We start from the raw sequence: 23724 nt of genomic DNA, 5'->3' as shown, positions 1-23724 counted from the left end.
TTAGCTTTTTTGAAAAAACTAGATTGGTACATATTAAAGCGTTATTTGGTAACATTTTTGTTTACCTTATTAATATTGATTCCTATTGCGGTAGCAATTGATATTGCCGAGAAAATAGATAAGTTTTTACGCCACGAAAACTTAACCTTTGCAGAAGTGGCTATAGATTATTATAAAAACTTTATAATCTACTATGCAAATACTTTTATGCCTTTGGCATTATTTATAGCAGTAATTTTATTTACATCTCGATTAGCAAATAATACTGAGATTATAGCGATCAATAGTTCTCAAATATCTTTTACCCGTTTTTTATATCCTTATTTTATTGGAGCAACTATAGTTTGTGGTATAGCATTAAGTATGAACCATTTTTTTGTTCCTTCTAGTAGTAAAACTAGAAAAGCTTTTGAGAAAAAATACCTTTCTAAAAAGAAGTATACCGATCGTTCTATTCGAGAATTTAGCTTGCAGCTAAATGATAGCACCTATGTGTACCTTCAAAACTTTGATTTAAAAAGAAATTCTGGGTACAATTTTTCTACAGAAATTTATGATGGAATTCAATTAAAATATAAGTTTACTGCAGACAACATTAATTGGAATAAAAAAGATAGTACTTTTAAATTATACTCTTGGAAAGAACGTAGAATATTTAAAGATAGAGATAGTATTTTTTCAGGTAATAGTTTAGATACTACTTTTGCATTTACGCCTAAAGATTTAAACTATAAGAATGTTCAAGCTCAAGAGATGAGATCTCCTGAATTAATAGATTTTATTGAAATATCAAGAAAAAGAGGGGTTAAAAACTTAAATGTATATCTAGTAGAATTATATAAGCGTACTAGTTTACCAATAGCTTGTTATATATTAACTTTAATAGCAGTTGCTTTAGCACATAAGAAAAGAAGAGGAGGCGTCGGTTTAAACTTAGCATTGGGTATTTCTGTGATGTTTGTTTATGTTTTCTTTTTAAAAGTAGCTGAAGTTTTGGGTGGTGTTGCAGGAGCGAATCCATTGTTAAATGTATGGGTACCAAATATATTTTTTGGTATTTATGCCATCTATTTGTATATCAATGCAAGGAAATAAGCTTAAAAATTATCTCCATTTACATTTTATTGTTTTTATTTGGGGGTTCACAGCAATATTAGGAGCTTTAATATCTATTGATGCCGTTCCTCTTGTTTGGTATCGTATGCTATTAGCAGTTGGGTTTATCGCGTTGTATTTTTTGATTCGTAAAAAATCATTTAAAGTAGATAAAAAAGCACTCTTAAAATTTGCTGTTTCAGGAGTAATCATAGCGATACATTGGATTACATTTTTTAAAGCGATAAAAGTATCAAACGTATCTGTTGCTTTGGTAACGATGAGTACAGGTGCATTCTTCGCATCTCTTATTGAACCTTTATTTTTTAAAAGAAGAATAAAATCAATAGAAATAATATTAGGTTTATTAGTAATCGTTGGACTGTATATTATCTTTAATTTCGAAAGCCAATATTCTTTAGGAATTATTTATGCATTAATTTCAGCATTTTTATCAGCATTATTTGCAGTTTTAAACGGACTTTTTATAAAAACACATGATGCAAATACAATTTCTTTTTATCAATTATTATTTGGTGTTTTAGGAGTAACAATCTACATGTTATTTACACAACAGTTTACAATTGAGTTTTTTCAATTATCATCATCAGATTGGATGTATTTATTAATTTTAAGTAGCTTTTGTACAGCTTATGCTTTTATAGCATCTGTGCAAGTAATGAAATACTTAACGCCGTATACTGTGATGCTAACTATAAATTTAGAACCTATTTATGCGATTATATTAGCATTGATAATTTTTGGAGAAAAAGAACAAATGAATCCTGAGTTTTATTACGGAGCATTTATAGTCTTATTTGTAGTGTTATTAAACGGGTTACTTAAAAATGCATCTACATTAAAAAAGAAAATCAATAAAAAATAGTATTTTAAGAATTCATTGCAAGGTAAGCTGTGCAATTTTTTAGTATGTTTGCTATTACAAACGACTAACGATAAAATTAGAAAATCAAACTATACAAAATGGAATATTTAGATTTTGAAATGCCAATAAAAGAATTAGAAGATCAATTGGCAAAATGTTTTGAGATAGGAAAAGAAAGCGAAGTTGACGTAACTGCAACTTGTAATAAAATTGAAAAGAAGCTTGAAAAAGCGAAGAAAGATATATATAAAAACTTAACGCCTTGGCAGCGTGTACAATTGTCACGTCACCCAAATCGTCCGTATACGCTAGATTATATCAACGCAATCTGTGGGAATACTTTTATGGAGTTGCATGGAGATCGTAGTGTAAAGGATGATAAAGCGATGATTGGTGGTTTAGGTAAAATAGGCGATCAATCTTTTATGTTTATTGGTCAGCAAAAAGGTTACAATACTAAAACACGTCAGTACCGTAATTTTGGTATGGCAAATCCTGAAGGTTACCGTAAAGCATTACGTTTAATGCGTATGGCTGAGAAATTCGGAATTCCAGTAGTTACTTTATTAGATACTCCAGGTGCTTATCCAGGATTAGAAGCTGAAGAGCGTGGACAAGGGGAAGCAATTGCACGTAACATCTTTGAAATGACACGTTTAAAAACGCCTATTATTACTATAGTAATTGGTGAAGGAGCTTCAGGTGGAGCTTTAGGGATTGGTGTAGGAGATAAGGTATATATGATGGAAAATACTTGGTATACAGTTATTTCTCCAGAATCTTGTTCATCAATTTTATGGCGTAGCTGGGAGTATAAAGAGCAAGCTGCTGAAGCTTTAAAATTAACAGGTGAAGATATGAAGAAGTTAAAATTAATTGACGGAATCATCGAAGAACCAATTGGAGGAGCACATTCAGATAGACAAGGAGCTTTCGATGCTGTACAAGATCAAATTTTAAAAGCTTTTGATGAATTAAAAGATTTAAATGATACTGATTTAGTTGCCCAACGTATGGATAAATATGCTAATATGGGAGTTTATAAAGAATAGTATTATCACTTTATAAAAAGATAAATTAGAAACTCGTTACAATTTTTTGTAACGAGTTTTATTTTTTAACTTATTTTAGTGTTAAAAAGAAAGTTTAATGAAGAAGATTATATTTTTAATAGTTGTCATTTTAATCAATAACTTATATTCACAAGTAAATGTTTCAAAAGAGTATAGTTTAACTAAAGTTTCTCGTAATTATGAAAAATTAGAGGAAGGTACTAAACCAATATTTTTAGTCGATAACTTTGGAGTTAAACATCAAAAAATAGATATTTATTTAGAGACTTATGAAAATGATGGAGTTGTTAAAATAAAAACTAAATCATTATTAAAAAATGTATCAAAAATAATTGAAGTTGAAATATATCAATGTGCATGTTATTGTGATACATATACATATGTTTGGATTCTTACAAACAATGAGAAATGGGTTTCGTTGCCAGTAATTGAAGAAGAAGATTATGAATTGACTTTAATGTCGAGAGAATATGTTTTTGAAAAGAATAAGATTAAATTATTAGAATATAAAGATGAATTAAATAATTCTAAGGAGATTAAAAGGAAATCATCAAAAGTAATTAAAGAGTATATATGGGATGGAGAATCGATTAAATAAAAAGCAACCTAATTTGGTTGCTTTTTTATTTACGGGATATTTAAATACTTATGAGTTTGTAAAGAAATTCTCCATTTAGGATTTTTCATCACATAATCTATAATCATTGGTGTCATTTTTTCTTTTTTACTCCATTCCGGTTGTAAAAAGAGCTGACATTTCTTTCCTACTTTTTCTGCTTGTTCTTCAGCAAATTGAAAATCATTCTTATTATGAATAATCATTTTCAATTCATCTGCTTGTTTATAACATTCTTTTGTAGGTAATTTTGTTTTTTTAGGTGATAAACAAAACCAATCCCATACTCCAGAAAAATCATAAGCTCCAGAAGTTTCAATATGCGTTTTCATTCCTTTATCACGAAGTTCTTTCGTAATATAATCTAAACTCCACATTAAAGGCTCACCACCTGTAATAACCACTGTTTTAGCATATTTTTTGGCATTCTCAACAATAAGATCCGTTTTTGTTGGCGGGTGTAAATTTGCATCCCAACTTTCTTTCACATCACACCAGTGGCAACCAACATCGCAACCACCAATACGAATAAAATAAGCAGCGGTTCCTGTATGACTTCCTTCACCTTGTATTGTGTAAAACTCTTCCATTAAAGGAAGCATTTCACCTTTATCAATTAACTCTTGTACTTCTTTTTTCAACATAAGGATGCAAAGATAGTCAACATTAAAATTTAATGAATGATTTTTGTTACTTTTACGTGTTTTATCAATAAAAAGAATCGCGAAAATGAGTAAAACTGAAGAGTTTTTCAATTATATAAACGAAGGATATAAATCTAAAGGTGATTTTATTACACTAGGAGCAGGTATGTTAGGTGAAGAAACCGTAACGAATGCATTGGTAAATATTCCTTTAAAAACTTTAAATCGTCATGGATTGATAGCTGGGGCAACTGGTACGGGTAAAACTAAAACCTTGCAGGTGTTGGCTGAGAACATGTCAGAAAAAGGGATCCCGGTTTTATTGATGGATGTAAAAGGTGATTTAAGTGGATTAGCGCAACCAAGTCCTGGGCATCCAAAAATTGATGAACGTCACGAAAAAATTGGTATTCCTTTTAATGCTACAAAGTTTCCAATCGAAATTTTATCAATTTCAGAGCAAGACGGAGTTCGCTTACGAGCAACGGTTTCTGAATTTGGACCAGTATTATTATCTCGTATTTTAGATTTAACCGATACACAATCTGGTATTGTAGCGATTATTTTTAAATATTGTGACGATAATAAATTACCATTATTAGATTTAAAAGATTTTAAAAAGATTCTTCAATTTGTTACTAATGAAGGTAAAGAGGAAATTCAAGAAGAGTACGGACGAATTTCTACAGCAAGTACAGGAGCTATTCTTAGAAAGATAATTGAAATTGAACAGCAAGGAGGAGATTTGTTTTTTGGGGAAAAATCATTTGAAGTAGATGATTTAACTAGAATAGATGAAAACGGAAGAGGGTTGATATCTGTTTTGCGTTTAACAGATATTCAAGATAAGCCAAAGTTGTTTTCAACTTTTATGTTACAATTATTAGCAGAGGTATATGAAACTTTCCCTGAGCAAGGAGATAGTGGTCGCCCAGAATTAGTAATATTTATAGACGAAGCACATTTAGTATTTGATGAAGCATCAAAAGCATTGTTAAGTCAGATAGAAAGTATCGTAAAATTAATTCGTTCTAAAGGAATCGGATTGTACTTTGTAACTCAGAACCCGAAAGATGTTCCAGAAGATGTGTTAGCGCAATTAGGTATGAAAATACAGCATGCGTTACGTGCGTTTACGGCGAAAGACAGAAAGGCAATTAAATTAGCTGCTGAGAATTATCCAGATTCAGAATATTACGATACTAAAGAAGTATTAACGCAGTTAGGAATTGGTGAAGCTTTAGTTTCGGTATTAAACGAAAAAGGAATTCCAACGCCATTAGCAAGAACAATGTTACGTGCACCGATGAGTAGAATGGATGTATTAACAGAAAAAGAGATTAAGCAAGTTTTAGATAATTCTAGATTGATTCCTAAGTACAACGAAACAGTTGATAGAGAAAGTGCTTACGAGATGCTGAGCGGCAAGATAGATAAGATTAATAAAGAGAAAACAGAAGAGGCACGTAAAAAAGAAGAAGAAAAAACGAGAAGAAAATCTTCGTCAACAAGAAGTAGAAGTACAAGACAAAACCCAATTATTAAAGTATTAACGAGTGCAACTTTTATAAGAGCAGCTTTCGGAATTTTAAAAAAGGTATTGAAATAAAACAAATAGTAAATTAAAGACGTTATAATAAAAAGTAAATCAATGAAAAATATAATGAAGCCCCTAGTAATTGCAATAATATCAATTTTATTTATTCAATGTGGTAAAAGTAAATTTGATGTAGCAAAAGGTAAAGTAGGAAGCTTAACGACTAAAACCACGATGCAAGAGATTGACGGAATTTTTAAAAATGATTCTGTTGTAAAAATATTAAGTGAAGGAATTAAAGGAGATAATCTTTTTCAAGAGGATGATAAATATAAAATCTATGAAAAAGGAGGGAAGCATTTATTAACTATTATTCCACAAGAGCAATTAGATTCTGTGTCAACTATTAAGAGTGTTGAGATTTTTGACGATCGTTATAAAACAAAATCAGGATTAAATATTAATTCTACATTCCAAGAAATTAACGCAAATAACACGATTAACAAGGTTGAGTCTACATTATCATCAGCAACTTTATTTATTGATGATTTAAATGCAACAATTGCGATAGATAAAGAAGATTTAGGATTAAAAGCGTTTAGCACTCAAAAAGTAACGAAAGAACAAATTCCTGATTTAGCTAAAATAAAATCATTAACCATTTGGTTTAATTAAAATTACATCAAAAGCCGAAACATTTGTTTCGGTTTTTTTATTTTTATAACATGAGTAAAAAATATATAATTCAGAATAGTCCGTTTGTAGTACCAACTACTGATGGGAAATTAATAGAAGAACATTTTGGTAATGCTACCGATAAGAATTCTAAAGTAAGTATTGCACATATGGTCGCTCCTGCTGGTTGGAGTGAGCCTTTTCAAACACCAGAATTTGAAGAGTACACTTACATAATTAAAGGTAAAAAACAATTTAATATTGATGGAGATATCGTTGTTCTAGAAGAAGGGCAATCTATTAAAATAGAGAAAAATGTACGTGTTCAATATTCAAATCCATTTACAGAGCCTTGTGAATATTTAGCAATTTGTTTACCAGCTTTTTCTATCGATTTAGTAAATAGAGAAGAGGTTTAAAATTTATATTTTTTATCAATAGCATATTTCATAAGTTCGTTACCACCTTTTAAATTGAGTTTTCGAATCATGTTTTTTCTATGAGTGTCAACAGTTGTTTTAGCAATAAATAAAGTTTCAGAAATTTCTTTTGAAGTATTTCCATTAGCAATAAGTTGTAAGATTTCTTTTTCCCTATTCGATAAAATTACTTTTTCAGATTTACCAATGGTAACGTTCTCATTGATGTAATCGTTCATAAAATTAAAAGCAACATTTGGATCAAAAAAAGTATCACCATTAGCTACAATAACAATTGCTTTTGATAACATTTTAATACCAGAGTTTTTCAATAAATATCCTGAAGCACCAGCATCTAACATTTGTTTAATGGCATCAGGTTGGTCGAACATAGTTAAAGCCAATATTTTAATATGTGAAAATTGAGATTTAATAAGCTTTGTAGCTTGGATACCATCCATTTTAGGCATGCGAATATCAGTAATTACTAATCTAGGTTGTTTTAAATTAACAAGCTTAACTAAATCTTCACCATTATTAACGGTACCAATAATATTGATATTCTCGTCATATTCAAAAAACGATTTTACACCATCTATTAACATTTGATGATCTTCTGCCATAGCAATACTTATCATATTCTATCTGTTTGTATCAAAGATAAGAAATGCATTCATTAAAAAATATACCTAAGCTTAAGTATTATGTTATAGGAATATTGATAATAATAGAAGTTCCTTTGCTTATAGTTGAATCTATAGTAAATGTACCATTTAAATGTTGAACCCTAGTTCCAATAGAGCTTAGTCCAATACCTTCCTTTAAAGTTGTTTTATCATAAATAAACCCTTTTCCATTGTCTTCAATAATAATGTTTAAGTTCTGGTCATAGAGTGCTATATTTATAGTTGCATCTGTAGCTTCAGCATGCTTAATAATATTTGTTATTAATTCTTGAATGATTCTAAATATTGAAATCTCTAAGTTATTATCTAGTCGTTTAACTAAGCCAAAATCTAAGACATGAATTGTAATTTTGTTAGCGTCTGATATTTTTTTAGCCATTAATTTTACGGCAACTAACAAACCTTTATTAGCGATAACACCGGCATTTTTTGCATGTGCTAAACTGCGTACTTTTAAATAGGTTTCATCAATGAGTTTTTCAGTTTTTTGGTACAACTCATCTTGATTAAATTGCTTTTTTTCTCTATTAAATTTTAGATTCTCAAAATGTAGTTTTAGAGTAGCTAAAACACTACCAATATTATCATGTAAATCTTCAGCAATTCGTATACGTTCTTTTTCTTGACCATCAATCATTGCGTTAATAGAAACAATTTCTTGTTCCTTTAATAGAGTTAAGTTTTTTTGCTTTTCTAACTCTTGTTGTTGTTCAGCAAGGAGTCTTTTTTTTCGAGAATTTGTTAAAGTTAATAAACCTATGCCACCACCAAGAACTAAAAAGCTTAAAGAACCTAAGAATAAATTACGATTTTGTTTTTTCTTTTGCTGCTCAATAAGTATTTGCTTTTCTTTTTCAGCAATTTCATATTTCTTATCTAGATCTGCAATTGCTATATTTTGTTGTGTATTGTTAAGACTATCTCTATAAGAGTTATATAAGGTGTAATTTTTATAAGCATTTTCATAATCATTTAATTCTTTATAACACCTGGCAAATTTTTCATATAATATTTTCTTATATTTTAATTTATATTTTAAAGGTTCTATTTTTTCAGCTTTTTTTAATTGTTGAATTGCACTGTCATAAAGTTTTCTTTGTTGAAAGAAGTTTGCATAATTTATATAAATGCCGAAACGTTGATCAATTAATTTATCAGGGAGTAATTCTAAAGTTTTTTTAAAAAATATACTAGCAGAGTCTGGTTTGTTTTTTGTGTATAAGTACGCTAAATTAGCATAAATAACAGGCTTATATTTTAAAAATTTTTCATTTTTAATTAATTTTAAAGATTTTTTGTAATATCTACTAGTAATTTCAATAGTGTCAATGTTCCAGTAATATTCGGCATATCTATTATTTGAAGTTATAAGCATACTTGTATCTGCTTTTTTTTGAGCTAAAGAATAATATTTATCTAGAAATGGTTTTGAATTATATTTTAAATTATTTTGAGATTCAATTAGGTCAAACAACTCTAAATTACAAATGACTACACTATCTTCAATTTTTAACTTTTGATAGCTTTTTAAAGCTTTAATGTAGTTTTCGTAAGCTTTAAAATGTTTGTTTTCTACATCAAATTGCTTAGCTTTATTAAAATAAAAATAAGCTGAATCTTTTTTAAAATTTTGAGCAAATGAAAAATTACAAATCATAAAAAACACGATTTGTAATTTTCTTTTAGATATTATCTTACTATTCAATTACGGGATTTTTATAATTATACCTCCACCATGATCATTTGGTTCAAATCCTTCCATTTCCTTAGGGTTTTTGAAATGGTTAGTAATTTTTTCAATAGTACCTCGTTTCCATTTACTATTTATTCTATTGTCATAATAAATAACACAATTAATTTCTTTACTCGTAGGAATCAAAATTTCTTCCTCTCCTTTTTCAGGAGTTAAAATGTCCTCTTTGTTAAAACTTAAAGTCATGACATAATCTTTTTTTTGATTATCTCTAGCTGAATCAGAGGTCGAATTTACATGAGAGATTAAGATCCAAATTGTATTCTTAACCAAAAAGATATCTTCAGGACGAAATAAATTATCAGGAATAGGAAAAACTAATTTAAATTCACCATTATTATGATTATAATAACTTGTACTTCCAGAATTTTTTTTCGCCAAATCTAAATTTTTTTTTGTGCTAAAATCATTTAATTGATTTGAAGTTGTTTGTCTTATACTATATGATTTATTACTCATATTATAAATTATTTGGTTAATACTTTTTCAAATTTCCATAAAAAAAATTTAGCATAGGTACCTACAAGTAGGTAATTTTTGCTTTTTAAATATAGAAAAAGAAATTATAATGTAAAAACTGTCAATAAAATTCCTAAAATAATAGCAGTAAACTTTTGAAAATTAAATTTGTGATTTTCTGAACTTTCAAAAAGTATGATTGTAGAAATATGTAAGAAAACACCAATAATTAAAGCGGTTATTTCTTCGTGATATACGTTAAATAAATTCACTTTATCAGAAATAAAAACTCCCAACGGACTCATTAATGAGAATATACCTAAAAATAGAATAATAGTTTGTTTACTGTAATTTGTTTTTAATAAAAAGGTTGTTAATACAATAGCAATCGGAATTTTATGGACGATAATTGCCCATAATAAATTGTCGTTAGCATGATGTATTGGTAAACCTTCAGAGAATGCATGAAAGCATAAGCTAACGAATAATAACCATGGAAACTCTGATTTGTCAGAATGTAAATGTATATGTCCGTGTTCTGCTCCTTTAGAGAAAGATTCTAAAACTGACTGAATAATAATTCCGACTAAAATTAAAATTCCAATTTTTTTAGCACCATGCTCATGACTATGAGTATACACTTCTGGTAATAAATGTAAAATGGTTACAGAAAGTAAATAAGCTCCACTAAAAGCTAATAATAAACGGACTATTTTATTATTGGGTTTTATAACCAAAACCAATAGCGAACCTATTAAAACAGAAAATATTAATAAAATGTAACTCATTTAGCAACTAAAATTAATCTATCAGATGTATTTGTGTTAAACTCATTTAAACTATAGTCTCCAAAAATATGTTTTATTCTTAATCCTGCTTTTTCAAAGTATGATTGCATTTTTTCTAAGGTTAAAAACTTTACTTGTTCGGTATACGAATGTTGTTTGTTATCAGCTATAAAAGAAATGTGCTTTAAGATAAAACCATCTTTAATTTCTCTTTCTATCTGAAATTCAATTCCATCTATCGTTTTAGTTTCCTGTTTAACTAAAGAGTTTTTTACTTTTTCAACATTTAAAAAATCCATCACAAAAACACCATTAGACTTTAATCCGTTTTTGATACTTTTTAAAATGGTAATATCTTCATTGTCATCATCAAAATAACCAAAACTAGTAAAAAGGTTAAAAATAGCATCATACTTGTTTTGTATTGGATTACGCATATCCCAAACTTCAAAATCAAGCGATTCATTTTCAAATTGTTTTGCGTAATCAATACTGTTTTTACTTAAATCTCCACCAGTAACTTTATAACCTAAAGAATTTAAGTATACCGAATGACGTCCTTTTCCACAAGGTAAATCTGCAATGTGATTTGATTCCGGCAAGTTTAAAAACGACGTAATATTTCGCATAAAAAACTGCGCATCTTCGTCATTTCTATGTTTATATAAAATATGATAGTAAGCGGTGTCAAACCAAGAAGTAAACCAATCTGTTGTTTTCATAACTATAAGGTCTGCAAAAATAAGGAAATCTTACGTTTTTTATATTGAAAGAAGAAAAGATTCACTTCAACACAAAATTAACTGTACTTTTGCAGTGAAATTTTACATTTACAATGGAGAGAGATTTTAAAATGACTGCTATAACTATGGCAGGTTTAGAAGAGGTTTTAGCAGATGAGCTAAGAAAACTGGGAGCGCAAAACGTTAAAGAAGGTATACGAAATGTTTCTTTTAAAGGAGACAAAGGTTTTATGTACAAAGCAAATATTGCGTTGCGTACAGCGATTCGTGTGTTAAAACCAATTAAGACAAGTAAAGTTTTTGATGAGGAAGATTTATATGAAGCTATTCAACGTATTAAATGGGAGCGTTATTTAGATGTTGAAGGTACTTTTGCTATAGGTGCAGTTGTAAACTCTAAGAATTTCACGACAAATTCACATTACATCAGTTTAAAATCGAAGGATGCTATTGCAGATTATTTTATGCATAAGTATAAAAAGCGTCCAAATGTAGATTTAAAATACCCAGATGTAAAAATCCATATTCACATTCATAAAGAATGGTTAACAATTTCGTTAGACTCTTCAGGTGACTCTTTGCATAAAAGAGGATATAGAAGCGCTACCAATATTGCGCCTATTAATGAAGTATTAGCAGCCGGTTTGGTAATGCTTTCTGGTTATAAAGGAGATGAGAATTTTATAGACCCAATGTGCGGTTCAGGTACTATTTTAATTGAAGCAGCTATGATTGCTAATAATATACCTGCCAATATTAATCGTAAACATTTTGCTTTTGAAAATTGGAAGGATTATGATGAAGATTTGTACTTCGTAATTCAAGATGCTTTATTGAAAAAGATTACGAGTTCTCACTTTAAAATTATGGGATTTGATAAAGCGCCATCGGCAATTAAAAAAGCGCAACAAAATATTATTAATGCAAATTTAGAAGAGTTTATTGGTGTACATCATGTAAACTTTTTTAATTCGAAAAAAGAAGTATTTGGTAAAACAACCATTTTATTTAATCCACCTTATGGAGAGCGTTTAAATATTAATGTTGAAGAGTTTTACAGAAAGATAGGTGATACTTTAAAGCATAATTACGAAAATTCTACAGCTTGGTTAATTACTTCTGATATACAGGCATTAAAATATGTTGGACTGAGAACTTCGAAAAGAGTACCTCTTAAAAATGCCGATTTAGATTGTCGTTTTGTAAAGTACGAGCTATACGAAGGAAGTAAGAAGATGAAAAAACAAATAGATATTGGAGAATAAAGGAATCCGCTGATAATTTCAGCGGATTTTTTTACTTTCAGAAGTTTTAAAACTCTTGAATTTTTGAGAATATGAATCCGTTTTAATGATTTATATTCAGCGTTAGTGAAAGGTGGTAGAATTTAGGTTAAGAATCGAGCTAAATTTAAACAGCTATTTAATAGCAATCATGCTAATCTCTACGTTTACAAATTTAGGTAAGTTGGCAACTTCAACTGTTTCTCTTGCTGGAGCTGTAGCTTCATTAAAATATGTAGCATATACAGTATTAATTTCGTTGAAATTATGCATGTCGGAAATAAAAATAGAAGTTTTAACTACGTTTTCGAAAGTCATTTCAGCTGCCGCTAAAACTTCTTTCATGTTTTCCATTACTTGTTTCGTTTCTGCATTAATAGAATCTAAAACTAAATTTCCAGTTTCAGGGTTGATAGCGATTTGACCAGAAGTATAAAGTGTGTTACCACTTAATACTGCTTGGTTGTATGGACCTATAGGAGCCGGAGCTTTATCGGTAGTTATTATTTTTTTCATTTTATTTTAAATAGTTTAAAAAAGTCTTCTATCTGGCGGTTTGTTTTTATCCCATTTTAAATCACTTAACACAGCAGACTTAACACCGATAAAAAAGTAATAAGAAGAATTGGTTCCAAAAGGAGTCCAGCTAAAATTAAATCGCCAACTGTCTAAATCTCTAGCAAAGTTTAAACGTGTATAGGTAAAATCATTATCTTTTATGTCGTAACCAGATGAAAAACCTACTTTCCATTTAGGAGATAATTCAACATCACCACTAAACATTAACGTATTACTTCCAATACTACTTGTAAGTCCGTTGTTAGTGTAATTCATGGCATAGGCTAAGTTTAATGTCCATGGAATTTTTAACTTATAAAGTTCTGTTTCTTTAGTTTCGTTTTGTTTATTTTGTTGATTATTGGGGTTATTAGCAAAACCATTTACAGGTGGTGTATTTTGACCAAATACATCTGGAGTGTCTTGTGCTCCATTACCATTACTTTCATCTGAATTATCTTCTCCTTCTTCTTCTTTCTTTTGAAAATCTTTACTTGAAAGAGAATAATTTGCTGTAATACCAAAGTTTGTTAATCTGAAAATATCTGAATTAAATTTATTAATTCTTTGCCCCTTGTCATTTACTTGATAAGGATCTAAAGTAGCATTTACGTTTAGGGCTAACTTGTCTTTAAAAAGACGGGTACCTGCATTTGCACTTACAGGACTCCAACGTAAACTATCTGCTGCAATATTGTAACTAGAGCTAAAGTTTAAATTGTTAAGTATGGTTACCTTCTTATCATCTTCATCACTATCGGGATCTTTAGGAGCAACTTTAGCTTCTAAAACGTTGTTCAGTGAAATTCCTATAGAATTAGATAATCCGCTCTCAGGTGTGCCGTAAATACCACCTTCAAAAGGTGAATACGTTAATAAATCGTTAGGGTCGTTACTTTGCTGTACTTGTAATTCATGACTTTGAGCAAAGTTAGGTCTGTAACCGTATGAAATAGAAGGTCTAAATGTGTGACGTATCGCTTTTAATCTTCCTTTTTTGAAAGGGAAAGTACCGTAAATATTTGTTGATAAAGAAACTCCGAAATTATATTCATGAAAGCGATTAAATCCGCTAATAGTATCATTAATAACAGCTCCAAGATTACCACTTGAATTTGTGGCAGTAGCATCATATCGTTTATTAATTTTATCAAAATACCAAACATCTTTGTAGCTAATACTAGGTGATAGTGTAAAATACTTAAAAGCTTTTAGGTTTGTATTTGTACTTAAATTATGTTGAATACCTTTTTTTGCTGTGTTAAACATTTTTTGAGTAAAAAACTCATCATCGGTAGTATTTATTCTAAATTCACCTTGCATACTATAAGTCAATCCCATTTTTTGAATAGGGTTCTTCTTAACCCCATCTTTACCAGTAAAAGGATAAATACGATCCATATTTAACTGTAATGAAGGAAGTGTCATGGTAATTTGCTCGGTATTTGTGTTTTGTGAATGTGTTGCAGTAACATTCATATTAAACGGTGTGCCTACAAAATTTTTATAATATGAAATAGAAGAGCTTAAAGTATTATTTAAGAATTGTGAACTATTAAATTCATTAAGGGATTGACGGTAATAGGTACTACTACCCAAATTAACAGAAGCAGAAAAACGAGAATTAGGACTTGATTTTTGATCTTGATTATGACTCCAGCGAAGATTAAAATTAGATGATTTACTAAAGTCACTTAAACCGCGAATACCTTGAATAATATTTTCAAAACGAATACTGAAGTTTCCACTAAATTTATAACGAACATAATAGTTTGAATCCCCTCTTAGCCCCCAGCTTCCATTGGTATATATATCACCCAAAACTGTTAAGTCAAAATAATCACTTAAAGCAAAGTAATACCCACCATTTTGCAAAAAGAAACCTTGTCTATTACTTTCACCATATGAAGGAATAATAAAACCAGAGGTTCTTTTATCAGTTAACGGAAAAAAAGCAAAAGGTAAATATACAGGTGTAGGTACATCAGCTAAAACTAAATTACTTCCACCTACAATAATTTTTTTTCCAGGGACTAGTTTTGCTTTGTTGGTTTGAATATAATAATCTGGATTTTCTTTTTGTGATGTTGTAAAGCGTAAACGACGCATATAAATGGTAGAGTCGTTCACTCTTTTTGTTTTTTCACCGTAAGTGATAATTCCTCCTTGAACAGTTTTTACACCATAAACTAAAGCTTTTTTAGTTTTAAAGTTAAAAAGTATTGAGTCTTGTTCAGATTCTTGACTGCCTTGTTTAAAAACTGGTCGTTGATGATAACCTAAGCTGTCTTTAATTCCTTTAGCATAAACAGTATTGTTTTTATAGTCAAGAATAATAATTCCTGCTTTTAGGTCAATATCAGTATAAGTTACTTGTGCTTTGTTGTATAATGTAACAGTTTTGTCTTTTGCGTTTTGAATGGTGTAATCTTCAGCATCGTGCGTGATAATTCCGTCAATAACTTCTTTAGGTTTAATAGAATCGTTAGCTATCGTGTCCTTTTTTAAATCTAATAAATCACCTTTCTTTAAAACGATTAAAGTATCTTTTTTAATATTTAAAACAGGTTTTTTAGCAGGCTTTTGAGGGGGTACATTTGTTTTGCCAAAATCTTGAGCATTACCTATTTGAAAACAAAAGAGGTAGAAAGCTAAAAGTATGTAAGTTAGATTTGTTCGCAATGTTATAAATACTATTTTTGTGTTATATTTAAAAACTTTGGCGTGCTATTTGAATGCCTTAAAATAAAAATCAAAAATAGTTAAATTTTATTGATGCAATTCTTAAAATCCTGTAAATATAATCTCTCGAAATTATCCTTTATTTTTTTTATAACATTTTGTGTTTTTTTTAGCTTTTCTGTTGAAGTATCAGCGCAAAAAAAGTATACTGTAGTTTTAGATGCTGGTCATGGCGGAAAAGATTCTGGTAATATTGGTAATGGCTATAGAGAAAAGAAAATAGCCTTACAAGTAGCCTTAGATGTAGGAAGAGAATTGTTAACTGCAAAAGATATTAATGTTGTTTACACTCGTAAGAAAGATGTTTTTGTAGAGTTACATAACAGAGCAAAAATTGCGAATAGTAAAAAAGCAGACTTATTTGTGTCGATTCATTGTGATGCTTTTACAAAAGAATCACCCCATGGAGCAAGCACTTTTGTTTTAGGGTTAAGCGGAAATAAAGAAAATTTAGAAATAGCGAGGAAAGAAAATGCTGCAATTTTATATGAAGATAATTATCAGCAAAACTATGATTATGACCCAAATTCTCCAGAATCAGTTATTGGATTATCGGTACTTCAAGATGAAAACCTTGATAATAGCTTGGGAATTGCTAGTATAGTTCAAGAAAATTTTGTTTCACTTAAAAGAAATAATAGAAGAGTTAAACAAGCTAATTTTTTAGTATTAAGAGAAACCGTAATGCCAAGTGTTTTAATAGAGTTAGGTTTTTTAACGAATAAAGCTGAAGGGCGGTTTTTAAATACTCGATCTGGTCAAATAAAAATGGCTAAAGCAATTGCAAAAGCTATTAAAAAATATATTCAAGGTGTAAAATTAAACGATGTAAATAATGCAGTTGCTGTTACTAAAAAGAAGCCAACTCCTAAAATAACAAAACCAATAGTTAAAAAAACTCCTCCAAAGAAGACGGAGACGAAGGAAGTTGTAGTAGCAAAAAAAGAAATTAAGAGAACTCCTAAGAAAATTGTTGTTAAGGCTCCTGTAAAAAAATCACCAAAGGTTAAAAAGAAGGCGATTTCAGTAGTTGAGTTTAAAGTACAGATAGCAGCATCAAAAAAATATTTAGATGAGAGTAATTTCAACTTTAAAGGATTAAAAAATGTAGAGTCTATGTTTATAGACGATTACTACAAATATTACTACGGTAATACTTCTGATTTTCTTGAAATTAAAAAGGTTTTAACCAAAGTTAGAAAAACTGGTTACAAAGATGCTTGGGTTGTTGCTTTTAAAGATGGGCAAAGAATAACTATAAAAGAAGCCTTGAAAAACCGTTAATTTAGAGAAGTTCTATATTTATACTCACAAAATTATTAGTATTTTCGCTGGTATAAATTATGTTTATGTCTAAAGAACTTAAAACAGGAATTGTTGCTGTAGTTATTATTGCTTTATTTATTTGGGGGTATAATTTCTTAAAGGGGCAAGACTTATTTAGCGCTGGTAGCCGACACTTTTTTGTAGAATACAACAATATTAATGGGCTTAATGAAGCTAGTCAGGTAACCATTAATGGACTAAAAGTAGGTAAGGTAGATCAAATAGTTTTTAATAATTCTCCAGAGAAAAAAGGAAATCTAATAGTTAAGATTTCTTTATCAACCGATTTTAACTTTTCAAAAAATAGTATTGCTAAAATTTACTCTGCAAGTTTAATGGGCGGGCAAAATTTAGCAATCGTTCCAAAATATGATGGAGAAAATGCTGTTTCAGGTGATTTCTTAAAAGGAGAAGTGGAGTCAGATATCTTTTCTTCGGTAGGAGAAAAATTAAATCCTATTCAAGCAAAACTTGAGAATGTATTAGTGGGAGCAGATTCTTTATTAATAGGATTAAATCAGGTTCTAGACGAAAAATCTCGTAAAAGTTTAAATAGAAGTATCTCTGGATTAGAAGGTACTATTACTGATGTTCGTAAAACATTGTCTTCAGTTAATGGTTTATTAGAAAATAATAAAAGTAATCTAGATTCTACATTAATAAATGCTAAAAAAATAACTGATAATTTCTCGAAAGTTTCAGAAGATTTAGCAAAATCAAATTTAGGGGAAACAGTTAAGAAATTAGAGTCAACTTTAGCAAACGTTAATGGTTTATTAGCGAATATGAAGTCTGGTAAAGGAACTTTAGGTAAGTTAATGACAGATGATAAGATGTATACTAATTTAACGAATGCATCTAAAGAAATGGAAGAATTATTACGTGAAATGAAATTAAACCCTAAACGCTTTGTACATTTTTCATTATTTGGTAAAAAAGCAAAACCATTTAACGAAGAGAATAACACTAAAAATGTAAGTAATAAATAGGCTTACATTAATAAACTAACAAAACTTAATAATTAAAGAACGATGGAGAAATACGTACCAAACATCTTTTTTGCACTTATTTTAATTGCAGGAATTGGATATTTTGTAATGAATGTTCGTAAGCTTATTAGAAACATTAAGCTAGGAAAAGATATTGATAGAACTGATAGGAAACCTGAACGTTGGAAAAACATGGCTAAAATTGCTTTAGGTCAGTACAAAATGGTGCGTAGACCAGTTTCAGGAATTTTACATATTGTAGTATATGTAGGATTTATTTTAATCAATATCGAAATGCTAGAAATCGTTATTGATGGTTTATTTGGTACACACCGTGTTTTTCAACCAATTTTAGGAGATACCATTTATGGTTTCTTAATTGGTAATTTCGAAGTATTAGCGGCTTTAGTTTTTGTAGCTGTAATAATATTTTGGCTACGTAGAAATATTCAAAGAGTAAAACGTTTTTGGAGTAAAGAAATGACTAGTTGGCCAAAGAATGATGGAAACATCATTTTATATTTTGAAATGGTATTAATGTCATTATTCTTAATAATGAATGCAACCGATGTTAATTTTCAAGAAGCTGGGGCAGGAAATGTAGTTTCACAATTTATAGCTCCTTGGTTTAGTAGTTTTTCACATGAAGAGTTACATACAATCGAAAAAACTGCTTGGTGGTTACATATTGTAGGAATCTTAATTTTCTTAAATTACTTATACTATTCTAAACACTTACATATTTTATTAGCTTTCCCTAATACCTTCTTTGCGAAGTTAGATCCTAAGGGGCAGTTAGATAATTTAGAGGCAGTAACTAACGAAGTAAAAATGATGATGGATCCAGATGCAGATCCGTATGCAATGCCAGAAGAAGGAGCAGAGGATGAAGTGCCAGCAAAGTTTGGTGCCTCTGATGTAACAGATTTAAACTGGGTACAGTTAATGAACGCATATACGTGTACCGAATGTGGACGTTGTACTTCTTCATGTCCTGCAAACTTAACAGGTAAAGAGTTGTCACCTCGTAAAATTATGATGGATACTCGTGATCGTTTAGAAGAAGTAGGTAAGAATATTGATGCTAACGGAGGAGAGTTTAAAGATGATGGTAAGCAGTTATTAAACGATTATATTTCTCCAGAAGAATTATGGGCATGTACAAGTTGTAATGCATGTGTACAAGAATGTCCAATCGGTATCGATCCGTTATCAATCATTATGGAAATGCGTCGTTATTTAGTAATGGAAGAGTCTGCAGCTCCTCAAGAGTTGAATATGATGATGACGAATATTGAAAATAACGGAGCACCTTGGCAATACAGCCAAATGGATAGATTAAACTGGAAAGACGAATAGTTTTATCTATCAATTAAAAAGTTAAATAAGAAGCATATCAACAATTAAACAATATAAGATTATGAACGTATCAACAATGGCAGATATGATGGCTCAAGGAAAACAACCAGAAGTGTTGTTTTGGGTAGGCGCAGCAGGAAGTTATGATGATAGAGCGAAAAAAATTACCAAAGCGTTTGTGAAAATATTAGATATGGCAGGAGTTGATTTTGCTGTATTAGGTACCGAAGAAAGTTCAACAGGTGATGCAGCTAAACGTGCAGGAAACGAGTTTTTGTTTCAAATGCAAGCAATGACCAATATTGAGGTTTTAAATGCATACGAAGTAAAAACAATAGTTACTTGCGATCCACATTCATTTAATACTATAAAAAATGAATACCCAGGATTAGGAGGAAAGTATAAAGTATATCACCATACACAATACATTAGTAAGTTAATTCAGGATGGTCGTTTATCTATTGATGATACTAACTTAAAAGGAAAACGAGTTACCTATCACGATCCTTGTTATTTAGGTAGAGCGAATGATGTATATGAAACTCCACGTCAGTTAATTAATCGTTTAGGCGTTAAAATGACGGAGATGAAACGTAATAAATCTACTGCTTTGTGTTGTGGAGCAGGAGGTGCACAAATGTTCAAAGAGCCAGAAAAAGGGGATATGGATATTAATGTATTACGTACAGAGGATGCTTTGGAGACAAACCCGCAAATTATTGCAACTGGATGCCCATATTGTAATACCATGATGACAGATGGTGTGAAATTCAAATTAAAAGAAGATCAAGTTGTTGTAAAAGATATTGCAGAGTTAATTGCTGAGGCAAATAATTTATAGGAGTATATAACTTAAAAATAAAAGGAAGAATTACTCTTCCTTTTTTTATGGAATAAAAATGATTAAAAACTTTATAAAAGCCGCTCGTTTAAGAACGCTTCCATTATCAGTTTCAGGGATTATTGTAGGTGGTGCTTTAGGGCTTGAAGACTTTATTAAAAATAATTATGAAGATTGTGTAGAGTATCCAATTTTGTTGACTTCTGATGTTTTCTGGCTAGCAATATTAACAACCATAGGTTTTCAAGTATTATCAAACTTTGCAAACGATTATGGAGATGGTATAAAGGGAACTGATGATAATCGAGAAGGAGAAGCACGTATGGTGTCTTCAGGAGCTATTACTCCAAAGCAAATGAAATCTACAATGATTATAACTGGAGTGATAACTTTAGTGGTAGCTTTATTACTGATTTATGTGGCTTTTGGAAAAGACGATTTCTTATATTCTGTAATCTTCTTTGGATTAGGAGTTGCATCAATTATAGCGGCTATTAAATATACTGTAGGTAAATCGGCTTATGGTTATAGCGGGTTTGGAGATGTGTTTGTTTTTGTATTCTTTGGTTTACTTGCAGTTGTAGGAACTTACTTTCTCTACACTAAACAGTTAAATCTCACTGTTTTTCTACCAGCTTTTACAATCGGGTTATTAAGTACAGCTGTGTTGAATTTAAACAATATGCGAGATAGAGTAAACGATGCTAAATCTGGTAAAAACACTTTAGTTGTAAAAATGGGGGCAGTATTTGGAAAAGTATACCAGTATAATTTAATTATAGCTTCATTTTTATTTGCGATGTTGTATGTTGTAATCAACTATAAAACACCGTATCAATTTTTATTTATAATTGCTTATTTACCTTTACTAAAGCATTTGATTTTTGTTTATAAAAACAAAGAAGAAGCCTTGTTAGATGGAGAATTAAAAAAGGTAGCCTTAAGTACATTTTTATTTTCAATTCTTTTCGGACTAGGTCAAGTTTTGTAAATTGCATAGAAACCAACTTTAAATAATATGAACATTACATTTTACGGTCATGCTTGTTTTGGTATCGAAATAAACGGAACACATTTATTGGTTGACCCATTTATTACAGGAAATCCATTAGCATCTCACATTAATATTAATGATGTTAAAGCTGATTATATTTTACTAACACACGCACATCAAGATCATGTGTTAGATGTTGAGGTAATTGCAGAACGTACAGGAGCAACCATAATTTCGAATTACGAGATTGTAATGTACTACGGTGCTAAAAACTTAAAAGGACATCCAGTTAACCATGGAGGAACTTATAAAACGGATACTTTTTCTGCTAAATACGTAAATGCAATTCATACTTCGTCTTTTGCAGATGGAAGTTATGGTGGGCAACCAGGAGGATTCGTAATATCTAGTGGAGAAAAATCTATTTATGTTGCTGGTGATACTGCTGTAACAATGGATATGAAATTGATATCAATGAATACAAAATTAACAGCATCTATTTTTCCTATTGGAGATAACTTTACTATGGGAATTGACGATGCAATTATTGCAGCTGATTTGGTTGAATGCAATAAAGTAATCGGATGTCATTTCAATACATTTCCTCCGATTGAAATAGATACAGAAGTCGCAAAAAGTCAATTTTCGAAAGCTAATAAAGAATTAACTATTTTAGAAATAGGAAAATCAATAACTATATGAGAAATATGAAAGCGGTAAAAATAGTTTTAGGAATTGTAACCGCATTAATTGTAATGTTCTTGCTAACGGGATTAATCGTTACAGATGTAAAATATACAGCCGAAGTTGAAATTAACAAGCCAATTGAAAAGGTTTTTGAAGATTTTCAAAATGATGAGTTGAGAAAAAAATGGTTGCCAGAAGTTAAATCTATCGATCCAATAGAGGAAAAAGAAGGGATTATTGGTAGCACTTATAAAATGGTAGTTACAAATCAAGGTCAAGAAATAGAGATGAAAGAAAAGATCATTGATTATATACCAAATAAAAAAATGACTTTTCAATTCGATTCTGATCAAATGATAAAAGTTGACGACTATAATTTTATTGCCAATGGTAATAGTACAAAAGTAGTGCAACATTGTTCGGTAAATAGTAAGTCTTTTTTAATGGGATGTTTACTTCCATATTTTAAAGGCTCGCTTAAAGATTTGAGCTTAAGCTATATGAATAAATTTAAAGAAGCTGTAGAGAAAAATTGATTAGAGCAACCTACCATAAATATATTTTAAATTTTAAGCAAGCAAGCGGAACATCTCGTGGAATTTTGCGAACCAAAGAAACTTGGTTTATAGTTCTTGAAAAAGATGGTAAACAAGGCTATGGAGAGTGCGGTTTGTTTAGAGGTTTAAGTGCTGATGATAGACCAGATTATGAAGAGAAACTAAAGTGGGTTTGTGAAAATATTAATTTAGGTTTAGAAAAGTTATTGTCAGAAGCGATTCGCTTCCCGTCTATTCAATTTGGATTAGAACAAGCTTTTTTATCATTAGAATCAGAGAATCCTTTCGAGTTATTTCCTTCTGATTTTACAAAAAGTAAAGAAAGTATTTTTATCAATGGATTAATTTGGATGGGAGATAAGGACTTCATGAAGAGCCAAATTAGAGAAAAATTATCAACAGGGTTTACTTGTATAAAAATGAAAATAGGCGCGATTGATTTTGATACAGAAATCAATTTGTTAAAATCTATAAGAAAAGAGTTTTCCCCTAAAGAAATAGAATTAAGAGTAGATGCTAACGGAGCGTTTACTCCGAATAAAGCCTTAGAAAAGCTTGAAAGGTTGTCGGAATTAGAAATGCATTCTATTGAGCAGCCAATAAAACAAGGGCAATGGCAAGAAATGGCAAGTTTATGTGAGAAAACCCCGTTGCCAATAGCTTTAGATGAAGAGTTGATAGGTGTGTTTTCATCAGAAGACAAAGAGAAATGTATCAATACCATTAAACCACAATATATTATCTTAAAGCCAAGTTTAGTAGGAGGCTTTAAAGGAAGTCAAGAATGGATTGAAATTGCCAAAAAACACAGAGCTGATAATTGGATAACTTCTGCCTTAGAAAGTAATATTGGTTTAAATGCTATTGCGCAATGGACCTACACTTTAGGTAATCCGTTGCCACAAGGACTAGGAACAGGTAGTTTATTTACCAATAATTTTGAGAGTCCATTAGAAGTATTAAACGGAAGCTTAGGTTATAACAATAATAAAAAGTGGGATTTTAAATTATAAG

General features: G+C 30.0%; 24 protein-coding genes. 16 read left to right on the top strand and 8 right to left on the bottom strand.

Annotated features, from left to right (window positions below; all coding sequences use genetic code 11):
• The first annotated feature begins 9 nt into the window (after nucleotides 1-9).
• From H3Z83_RS02425 to H3Z83_RS02410, 4 genes are all read left to right on the top strand, one after another.
• Nucleotides 10-1095, top strand: coding sequence for an LptF/LptG family permease (locus H3Z83_RS02425; protein WP_182123887.1), 1086 nt, complete (start codon nucleotides 10-12; stop codon nucleotides 1093-1095).
• Nucleotides 1082-1981 carry a DMT family transporter gene (locus H3Z83_RS02420; protein ID WP_182123886.1) on the top strand — a complete coding sequence of 300 codons (900 nt, stop codon included), beginning with the start codon at nucleotides 1082-1084 and terminating at the stop codon, nucleotides 1979-1981. Before H3Z83_RS02425 ends, H3Z83_RS02420 begins: the two co-directional genes overlap by 14 nt.
• 98 nt (nucleotides 1982-2079) lie before the next feature.
• Nucleotides 2080-3033 (top strand): acetyl-CoA carboxylase carboxyltransferase subunit alpha, encoded by a 954-nt coding sequence (locus H3Z83_RS02415; RefSeq protein WP_182123885.1) that lies wholly within the window; start codon nucleotides 2080-2082, stop codon nucleotides 3031-3033.
• A gap of 97 nt (nucleotides 3034-3130) precedes the next feature.
• The gene (locus H3Z83_RS02410) at nucleotides 3131-3652 is read left to right on the top strand and encodes a hypothetical protein (protein ID WP_182123884.1); all 522 of its coding nucleotides are present in this window, start codon (nucleotides 3131-3133) and stop codon (nucleotides 3650-3652) included.
• A 29-nt stretch (nucleotides 3653-3681) separates the two neighbouring features.
• On the opposite strand, the gene H3Z83_RS02405 is transcribed toward H3Z83_RS02410, so the two are convergent.
• Nucleotides 3682-4314: a 7-carboxy-7-deazaguanine synthase QueE gene (locus tag H3Z83_RS02405; RefSeq protein WP_182123883.1), complete on the bottom strand. Its 633-nt coding sequence runs from the start codon at nucleotides 4312-4314 to the stop codon at nucleotides 3682-3684.
• Between the two features lie 85 nt (nucleotides 4315-4399).
• On the opposite strand from H3Z83_RS02405, the gene H3Z83_RS02400 reads away from it, so the two are divergent.
• The 3 genes from H3Z83_RS02400 to H3Z83_RS02390 are packed head-to-tail and all read left to right on the top strand — an operon-like array spanning nucleotide 4400 to nucleotide 6945.
• Nucleotides 4400-5923: a helicase HerA-like domain-containing protein gene (locus H3Z83_RS02400; protein WP_182123882.1), complete on the top strand. Its 1524-nt coding sequence runs from the start codon at nucleotides 4400-4402 to the stop codon at nucleotides 5921-5923.
• A 54-nt stretch (nucleotides 5924-5977) separates the two neighbouring features.
• Nucleotides 5978-6526 carry a hypothetical protein gene (locus H3Z83_RS02395; RefSeq protein WP_182123881.1) on the top strand — a complete coding sequence of 183 codons (549 nt, stop codon included), beginning with the start codon at nucleotides 5978-5980 and terminating at the stop codon, nucleotides 6524-6526.
• Nucleotides 6527-6576: 50 nt separating this feature from the next.
• Nucleotides 6577-6945: a cupin domain-containing protein gene (locus H3Z83_RS02390; RefSeq protein ID WP_182123880.1), complete on the top strand. Its 369-nt coding sequence runs from the start codon at nucleotides 6577-6579 to the stop codon at nucleotides 6943-6945.
• Here H3Z83_RS02390 and H3Z83_RS02385 read toward each other — a convergent pair.
• The 5 genes from H3Z83_RS02385 to H3Z83_RS02365 form a co-directional block, all read right to left on the bottom strand.
• Complete coding sequence (locus H3Z83_RS02385) at nucleotides 6942-7583, bottom strand: response regulator (RefSeq protein ID WP_182123879.1); 642 nt, start codon at nucleotides 7581-7583, stop codon at nucleotides 6942-6944. The two genes, H3Z83_RS02390 and H3Z83_RS02385, sit on opposite strands and share 4 nt — an antisense overlap.
• A 64-nt stretch (nucleotides 7584-7647) precedes the next feature.
• Complete coding sequence (locus H3Z83_RS02380) at nucleotides 7648-9288, bottom strand: sensor histidine kinase (RefSeq protein WP_182123878.1); 1641 nt, start codon at nucleotides 9286-9288, stop codon at nucleotides 7648-7650.
• Between the two features lie 48 nt (nucleotides 9289-9336).
• Nucleotides 9337-9843, bottom strand: coding sequence for a hypothetical protein (locus H3Z83_RS02375; RefSeq protein ID WP_182123877.1), 507 nt, complete (start codon nucleotides 9841-9843; stop codon nucleotides 9337-9339).
• Between the two features lie 104 nt (nucleotides 9844-9947).
• The gene (locus tag H3Z83_RS02370; RefSeq protein ID WP_182123876.1) at nucleotides 9948-10631 is read right to left on the bottom strand and encodes a ZIP family metal transporter; all 684 of its coding nucleotides are present in this window, start codon (nucleotides 10629-10631) and stop codon (nucleotides 9948-9950) included.
• The gene (locus H3Z83_RS02365; RefSeq protein WP_182123875.1) at nucleotides 10628-11353 is read right to left on the bottom strand and encodes an SAM-dependent methyltransferase; all 726 of its coding nucleotides are present in this window, start codon (nucleotides 11351-11353) and stop codon (nucleotides 10628-10630) included. The genes H3Z83_RS02370 and H3Z83_RS02365 overlap by 4 nt, the downstream gene beginning before the upstream one ends.
• A 113-nt stretch (nucleotides 11354-11466) precedes the next feature.
• Here H3Z83_RS02365 and H3Z83_RS02360 point away from each other — a divergent pair, with 113 nt between their 5' ends.
• The gene (locus tag H3Z83_RS02360; protein ID WP_182123874.1) at nucleotides 11467-12639 is read left to right on the top strand and encodes a THUMP domain-containing class I SAM-dependent RNA methyltransferase; all 1173 of its coding nucleotides are present in this window, start codon (nucleotides 11467-11469) and stop codon (nucleotides 12637-12639) included.
• A gap of 153 nt (nucleotides 12640-12792) precedes the next feature.
• Here the strand turns inward: H3Z83_RS02360 and H3Z83_RS02355 are convergent, their stop codons facing one another.
• Nucleotides 12793-13173 carry a Rid family detoxifying hydrolase gene (locus tag H3Z83_RS02355; protein WP_182123873.1) on the bottom strand — a complete coding sequence of 127 codons (381 nt, stop codon included), beginning with the start codon at nucleotides 13171-13173 and terminating at the stop codon, nucleotides 12793-12795.
• Nucleotides 13174-13188: 15 nt separating this feature from the next.
• Complete coding sequence (locus tag H3Z83_RS02350; protein ID WP_182123872.1) at nucleotides 13189-15897, bottom strand: putative LPS assembly protein LptD; 2709 nt, start codon at nucleotides 15895-15897, stop codon at nucleotides 13189-13191.
• 93 nt (nucleotides 15898-15990) lie between these two features.
• Here H3Z83_RS02350 and H3Z83_RS02345 point away from each other — a divergent pair, with 93 nt between their 5' ends.
• From H3Z83_RS02345 to H3Z83_RS02310, 8 genes are all read left to right on the top strand, one after another.
• The gene (locus H3Z83_RS02345) at nucleotides 15991-17241 is read left to right on the top strand and encodes an N-acetylmuramoyl-L-alanine amidase family protein (protein WP_182123871.1); all 1251 of its coding nucleotides are present in this window, start codon (nucleotides 15991-15993) and stop codon (nucleotides 17239-17241) included.
• 65 nt (nucleotides 17242-17306) lie between these two features.
• Complete coding sequence (locus H3Z83_RS02340) at nucleotides 17307-18272, top strand: MlaD family protein (protein WP_182123870.1); 966 nt, start codon at nucleotides 17307-17309, stop codon at nucleotides 18270-18272.
• 42 nt (nucleotides 18273-18314) lie between these two features.
• Complete coding sequence (locus tag H3Z83_RS02335) at nucleotides 18315-19631, top strand: 4Fe-4S dicluster domain-containing protein (RefSeq protein ID WP_182123869.1); 1317 nt, start codon at nucleotides 18315-18317, stop codon at nucleotides 19629-19631.
• 61 nt (nucleotides 19632-19692) lie between these two features.
• Nucleotides 19693-20472 (top strand): (Fe-S)-binding protein, encoded by a 780-nt coding sequence (locus H3Z83_RS02330; RefSeq protein ID WP_182123868.1) that lies wholly within the window; start codon nucleotides 19693-19695, stop codon nucleotides 20470-20472.
• 58 nt (nucleotides 20473-20530) lie between these two features.
• On the top strand, nucleotides 20531-21463 hold the full coding sequence (gene menA / locus H3Z83_RS02325; RefSeq protein WP_182123867.1) for a 1,4-dihydroxy-2-naphthoate octaprenyltransferase: 933 nt from the start codon (nucleotides 20531-20533) through the stop codon (nucleotides 21461-21463).
• Nucleotides 21464-21490: 27 nt separating this feature from the next.
• Nucleotides 21491-22168, top strand: a complete 678-nt coding sequence (locus H3Z83_RS02320) for a metal-dependent hydrolase (protein ID WP_182123866.1) — start codon at nucleotides 21491-21493, stop codon at nucleotides 22166-22168.
• Between the two features lie 5 nt (nucleotides 22169-22173).
• Nucleotides 22174-22689 (top strand): SRPBCC family protein, encoded by a 516-nt coding sequence (locus H3Z83_RS02315; RefSeq protein WP_182123865.1) that lies wholly within the window; start codon nucleotides 22174-22176, stop codon nucleotides 22687-22689.
• Nucleotides 22686-23723: an o-succinylbenzoate synthase gene (locus H3Z83_RS02310; protein WP_182123864.1), complete on the top strand. Its 1038-nt coding sequence runs from the start codon at nucleotides 22686-22688 to the stop codon at nucleotides 23721-23723. The genes H3Z83_RS02315 and H3Z83_RS02310 overlap by 4 nt, the downstream gene beginning before the upstream one ends.
• Nucleotide 23724: the final 1 nt, after the last annotated feature.

This window comes from Tenacibaculum pelagium (assembly GCF_014062345.1).
Classification (GTDB): domain Bacteria; phylum Bacteroidota; class Bacteroidia; order Flavobacteriales; family Flavobacteriaceae; genus Polaribacter; species Polaribacter pelagius.
The sequence above is the reverse complement of the archived record's forward strand: the minus strand, read 5'-3'. Positions and strand labels throughout refer to the sequence as shown.

What these genes read in the sequence shown, in the direction of transcription:
- H3Z83_RS02420 (WP_182123886.1), top strand. Translation starts at nt 1,082, where the DNA reads ATGCAAGGAAATAAGCTTAAAAATTATCTCCATTTACATTTTATTGTT.
- H3Z83_RS02415 (WP_182123885.1), top strand. Translation starts at nt 2,080, where the DNA reads ATGGAATATTTAGATTTTGAAATGCCAATAAAAGAATTAGAAGATCAA.
- H3Z83_RS02410 (WP_182123884.1), top strand. Translation starts at nt 3,131, where the DNA reads ATGAAGAAGATTATATTTTTAATAGTTGTCATTTTAATCAATAACTTA.
- H3Z83_RS02405 (WP_182123883.1), bottom strand. Translation starts at nt 4,314, where the DNA reads ATGTTGAAAAAAGAAGTACAAGAGTTAATTGATAAAGGTGAAATGCTT.
- H3Z83_RS02400 (WP_182123882.1), top strand. Translation starts at nt 4,400, where the DNA reads ATGAGTAAAACTGAAGAGTTTTTCAATTATATAAACGAAGGATATAAA.
- H3Z83_RS02395 (WP_182123881.1), top strand. Translation starts at nt 5,978, where the DNA reads ATGAAGCCCCTAGTAATTGCAATAATATCAATTTTATTTATTCAATGT.
- H3Z83_RS02390 (WP_182123880.1), top strand. Translation starts at nt 6,577, where the DNA reads ATGAGTAAAAAATATATAATTCAGAATAGTCCGTTTGTAGTACCAACT.
- H3Z83_RS02385 (WP_182123879.1), bottom strand. Translation starts at nt 7,583, where the DNA reads ATGATAAGTATTGCTATGGCAGAAGATCATCAAATGTTAATAGATGGT.
- H3Z83_RS02380 (WP_182123878.1), bottom strand. Translation starts at nt 9,288, where the DNA reads ATGATTTGTAATTTTTCATTTGCTCAAAATTTTAAAAAAGATTCAGCT.
- H3Z83_RS02375 (WP_182123877.1), bottom strand. Translation starts at nt 9,843, where the DNA reads ATGAGTAATAAATCATATAGTATAAGACAAACAACTTCAAATCAATTA.
- H3Z83_RS02370 (WP_182123876.1), bottom strand. Translation starts at nt 10,631, where the DNA reads ATGAGTTACATTTTATTAATATTTTCTGTTTTAATAGGTTCGCTATTG.
- H3Z83_RS02365 (WP_182123875.1), bottom strand. Translation starts at nt 11,353, where the DNA reads ATGAAAACAACAGATTGGTTTACTTCTTGGTTTGACACCGCTTACTAT.
- H3Z83_RS02360 (WP_182123874.1), top strand. Translation starts at nt 11,467, where the DNA reads ATGGAGAGAGATTTTAAAATGACTGCTATAACTATGGCAGGTTTAGAA.
- H3Z83_RS02355 (WP_182123873.1), bottom strand. Translation starts at nt 13,173, where the DNA reads ATGAAAAAAATAATAACTACCGATAAAGCTCCGGCTCCTATAGGTCCA.
- H3Z83_RS02345 (WP_182123871.1), top strand. Translation starts at nt 15,991, where the DNA reads ATGCAATTCTTAAAATCCTGTAAATATAATCTCTCGAAATTATCCTTT.
- H3Z83_RS02340 (WP_182123870.1), top strand. Translation starts at nt 17,307, where the DNA reads ATGTCTAAAGAACTTAAAACAGGAATTGTTGCTGTAGTTATTATTGCT.
- H3Z83_RS02335 (WP_182123869.1), top strand. Translation starts at nt 18,315, where the DNA reads ATGGAGAAATACGTACCAAACATCTTTTTTGCACTTATTTTAATTGCA.
- H3Z83_RS02330 (WP_182123868.1), top strand. Translation starts at nt 19,693, where the DNA reads ATGAACGTATCAACAATGGCAGATATGATGGCTCAAGGAAAACAACCA.
- menA (WP_182123867.1), top strand. Translation starts at nt 20,531, where the DNA reads ATGATTAAAAACTTTATAAAAGCCGCTCGTTTAAGAACGCTTCCATTA.
- H3Z83_RS02320 (WP_182123866.1), top strand. Translation starts at nt 21,491, where the DNA reads ATGAACATTACATTTTACGGTCATGCTTGTTTTGGTATCGAAATAAAC.
- H3Z83_RS02315 (WP_182123865.1), top strand. Translation starts at nt 22,174, where the DNA reads ATGAAAGCGGTAAAAATAGTTTTAGGAATTGTAACCGCATTAATTGTA.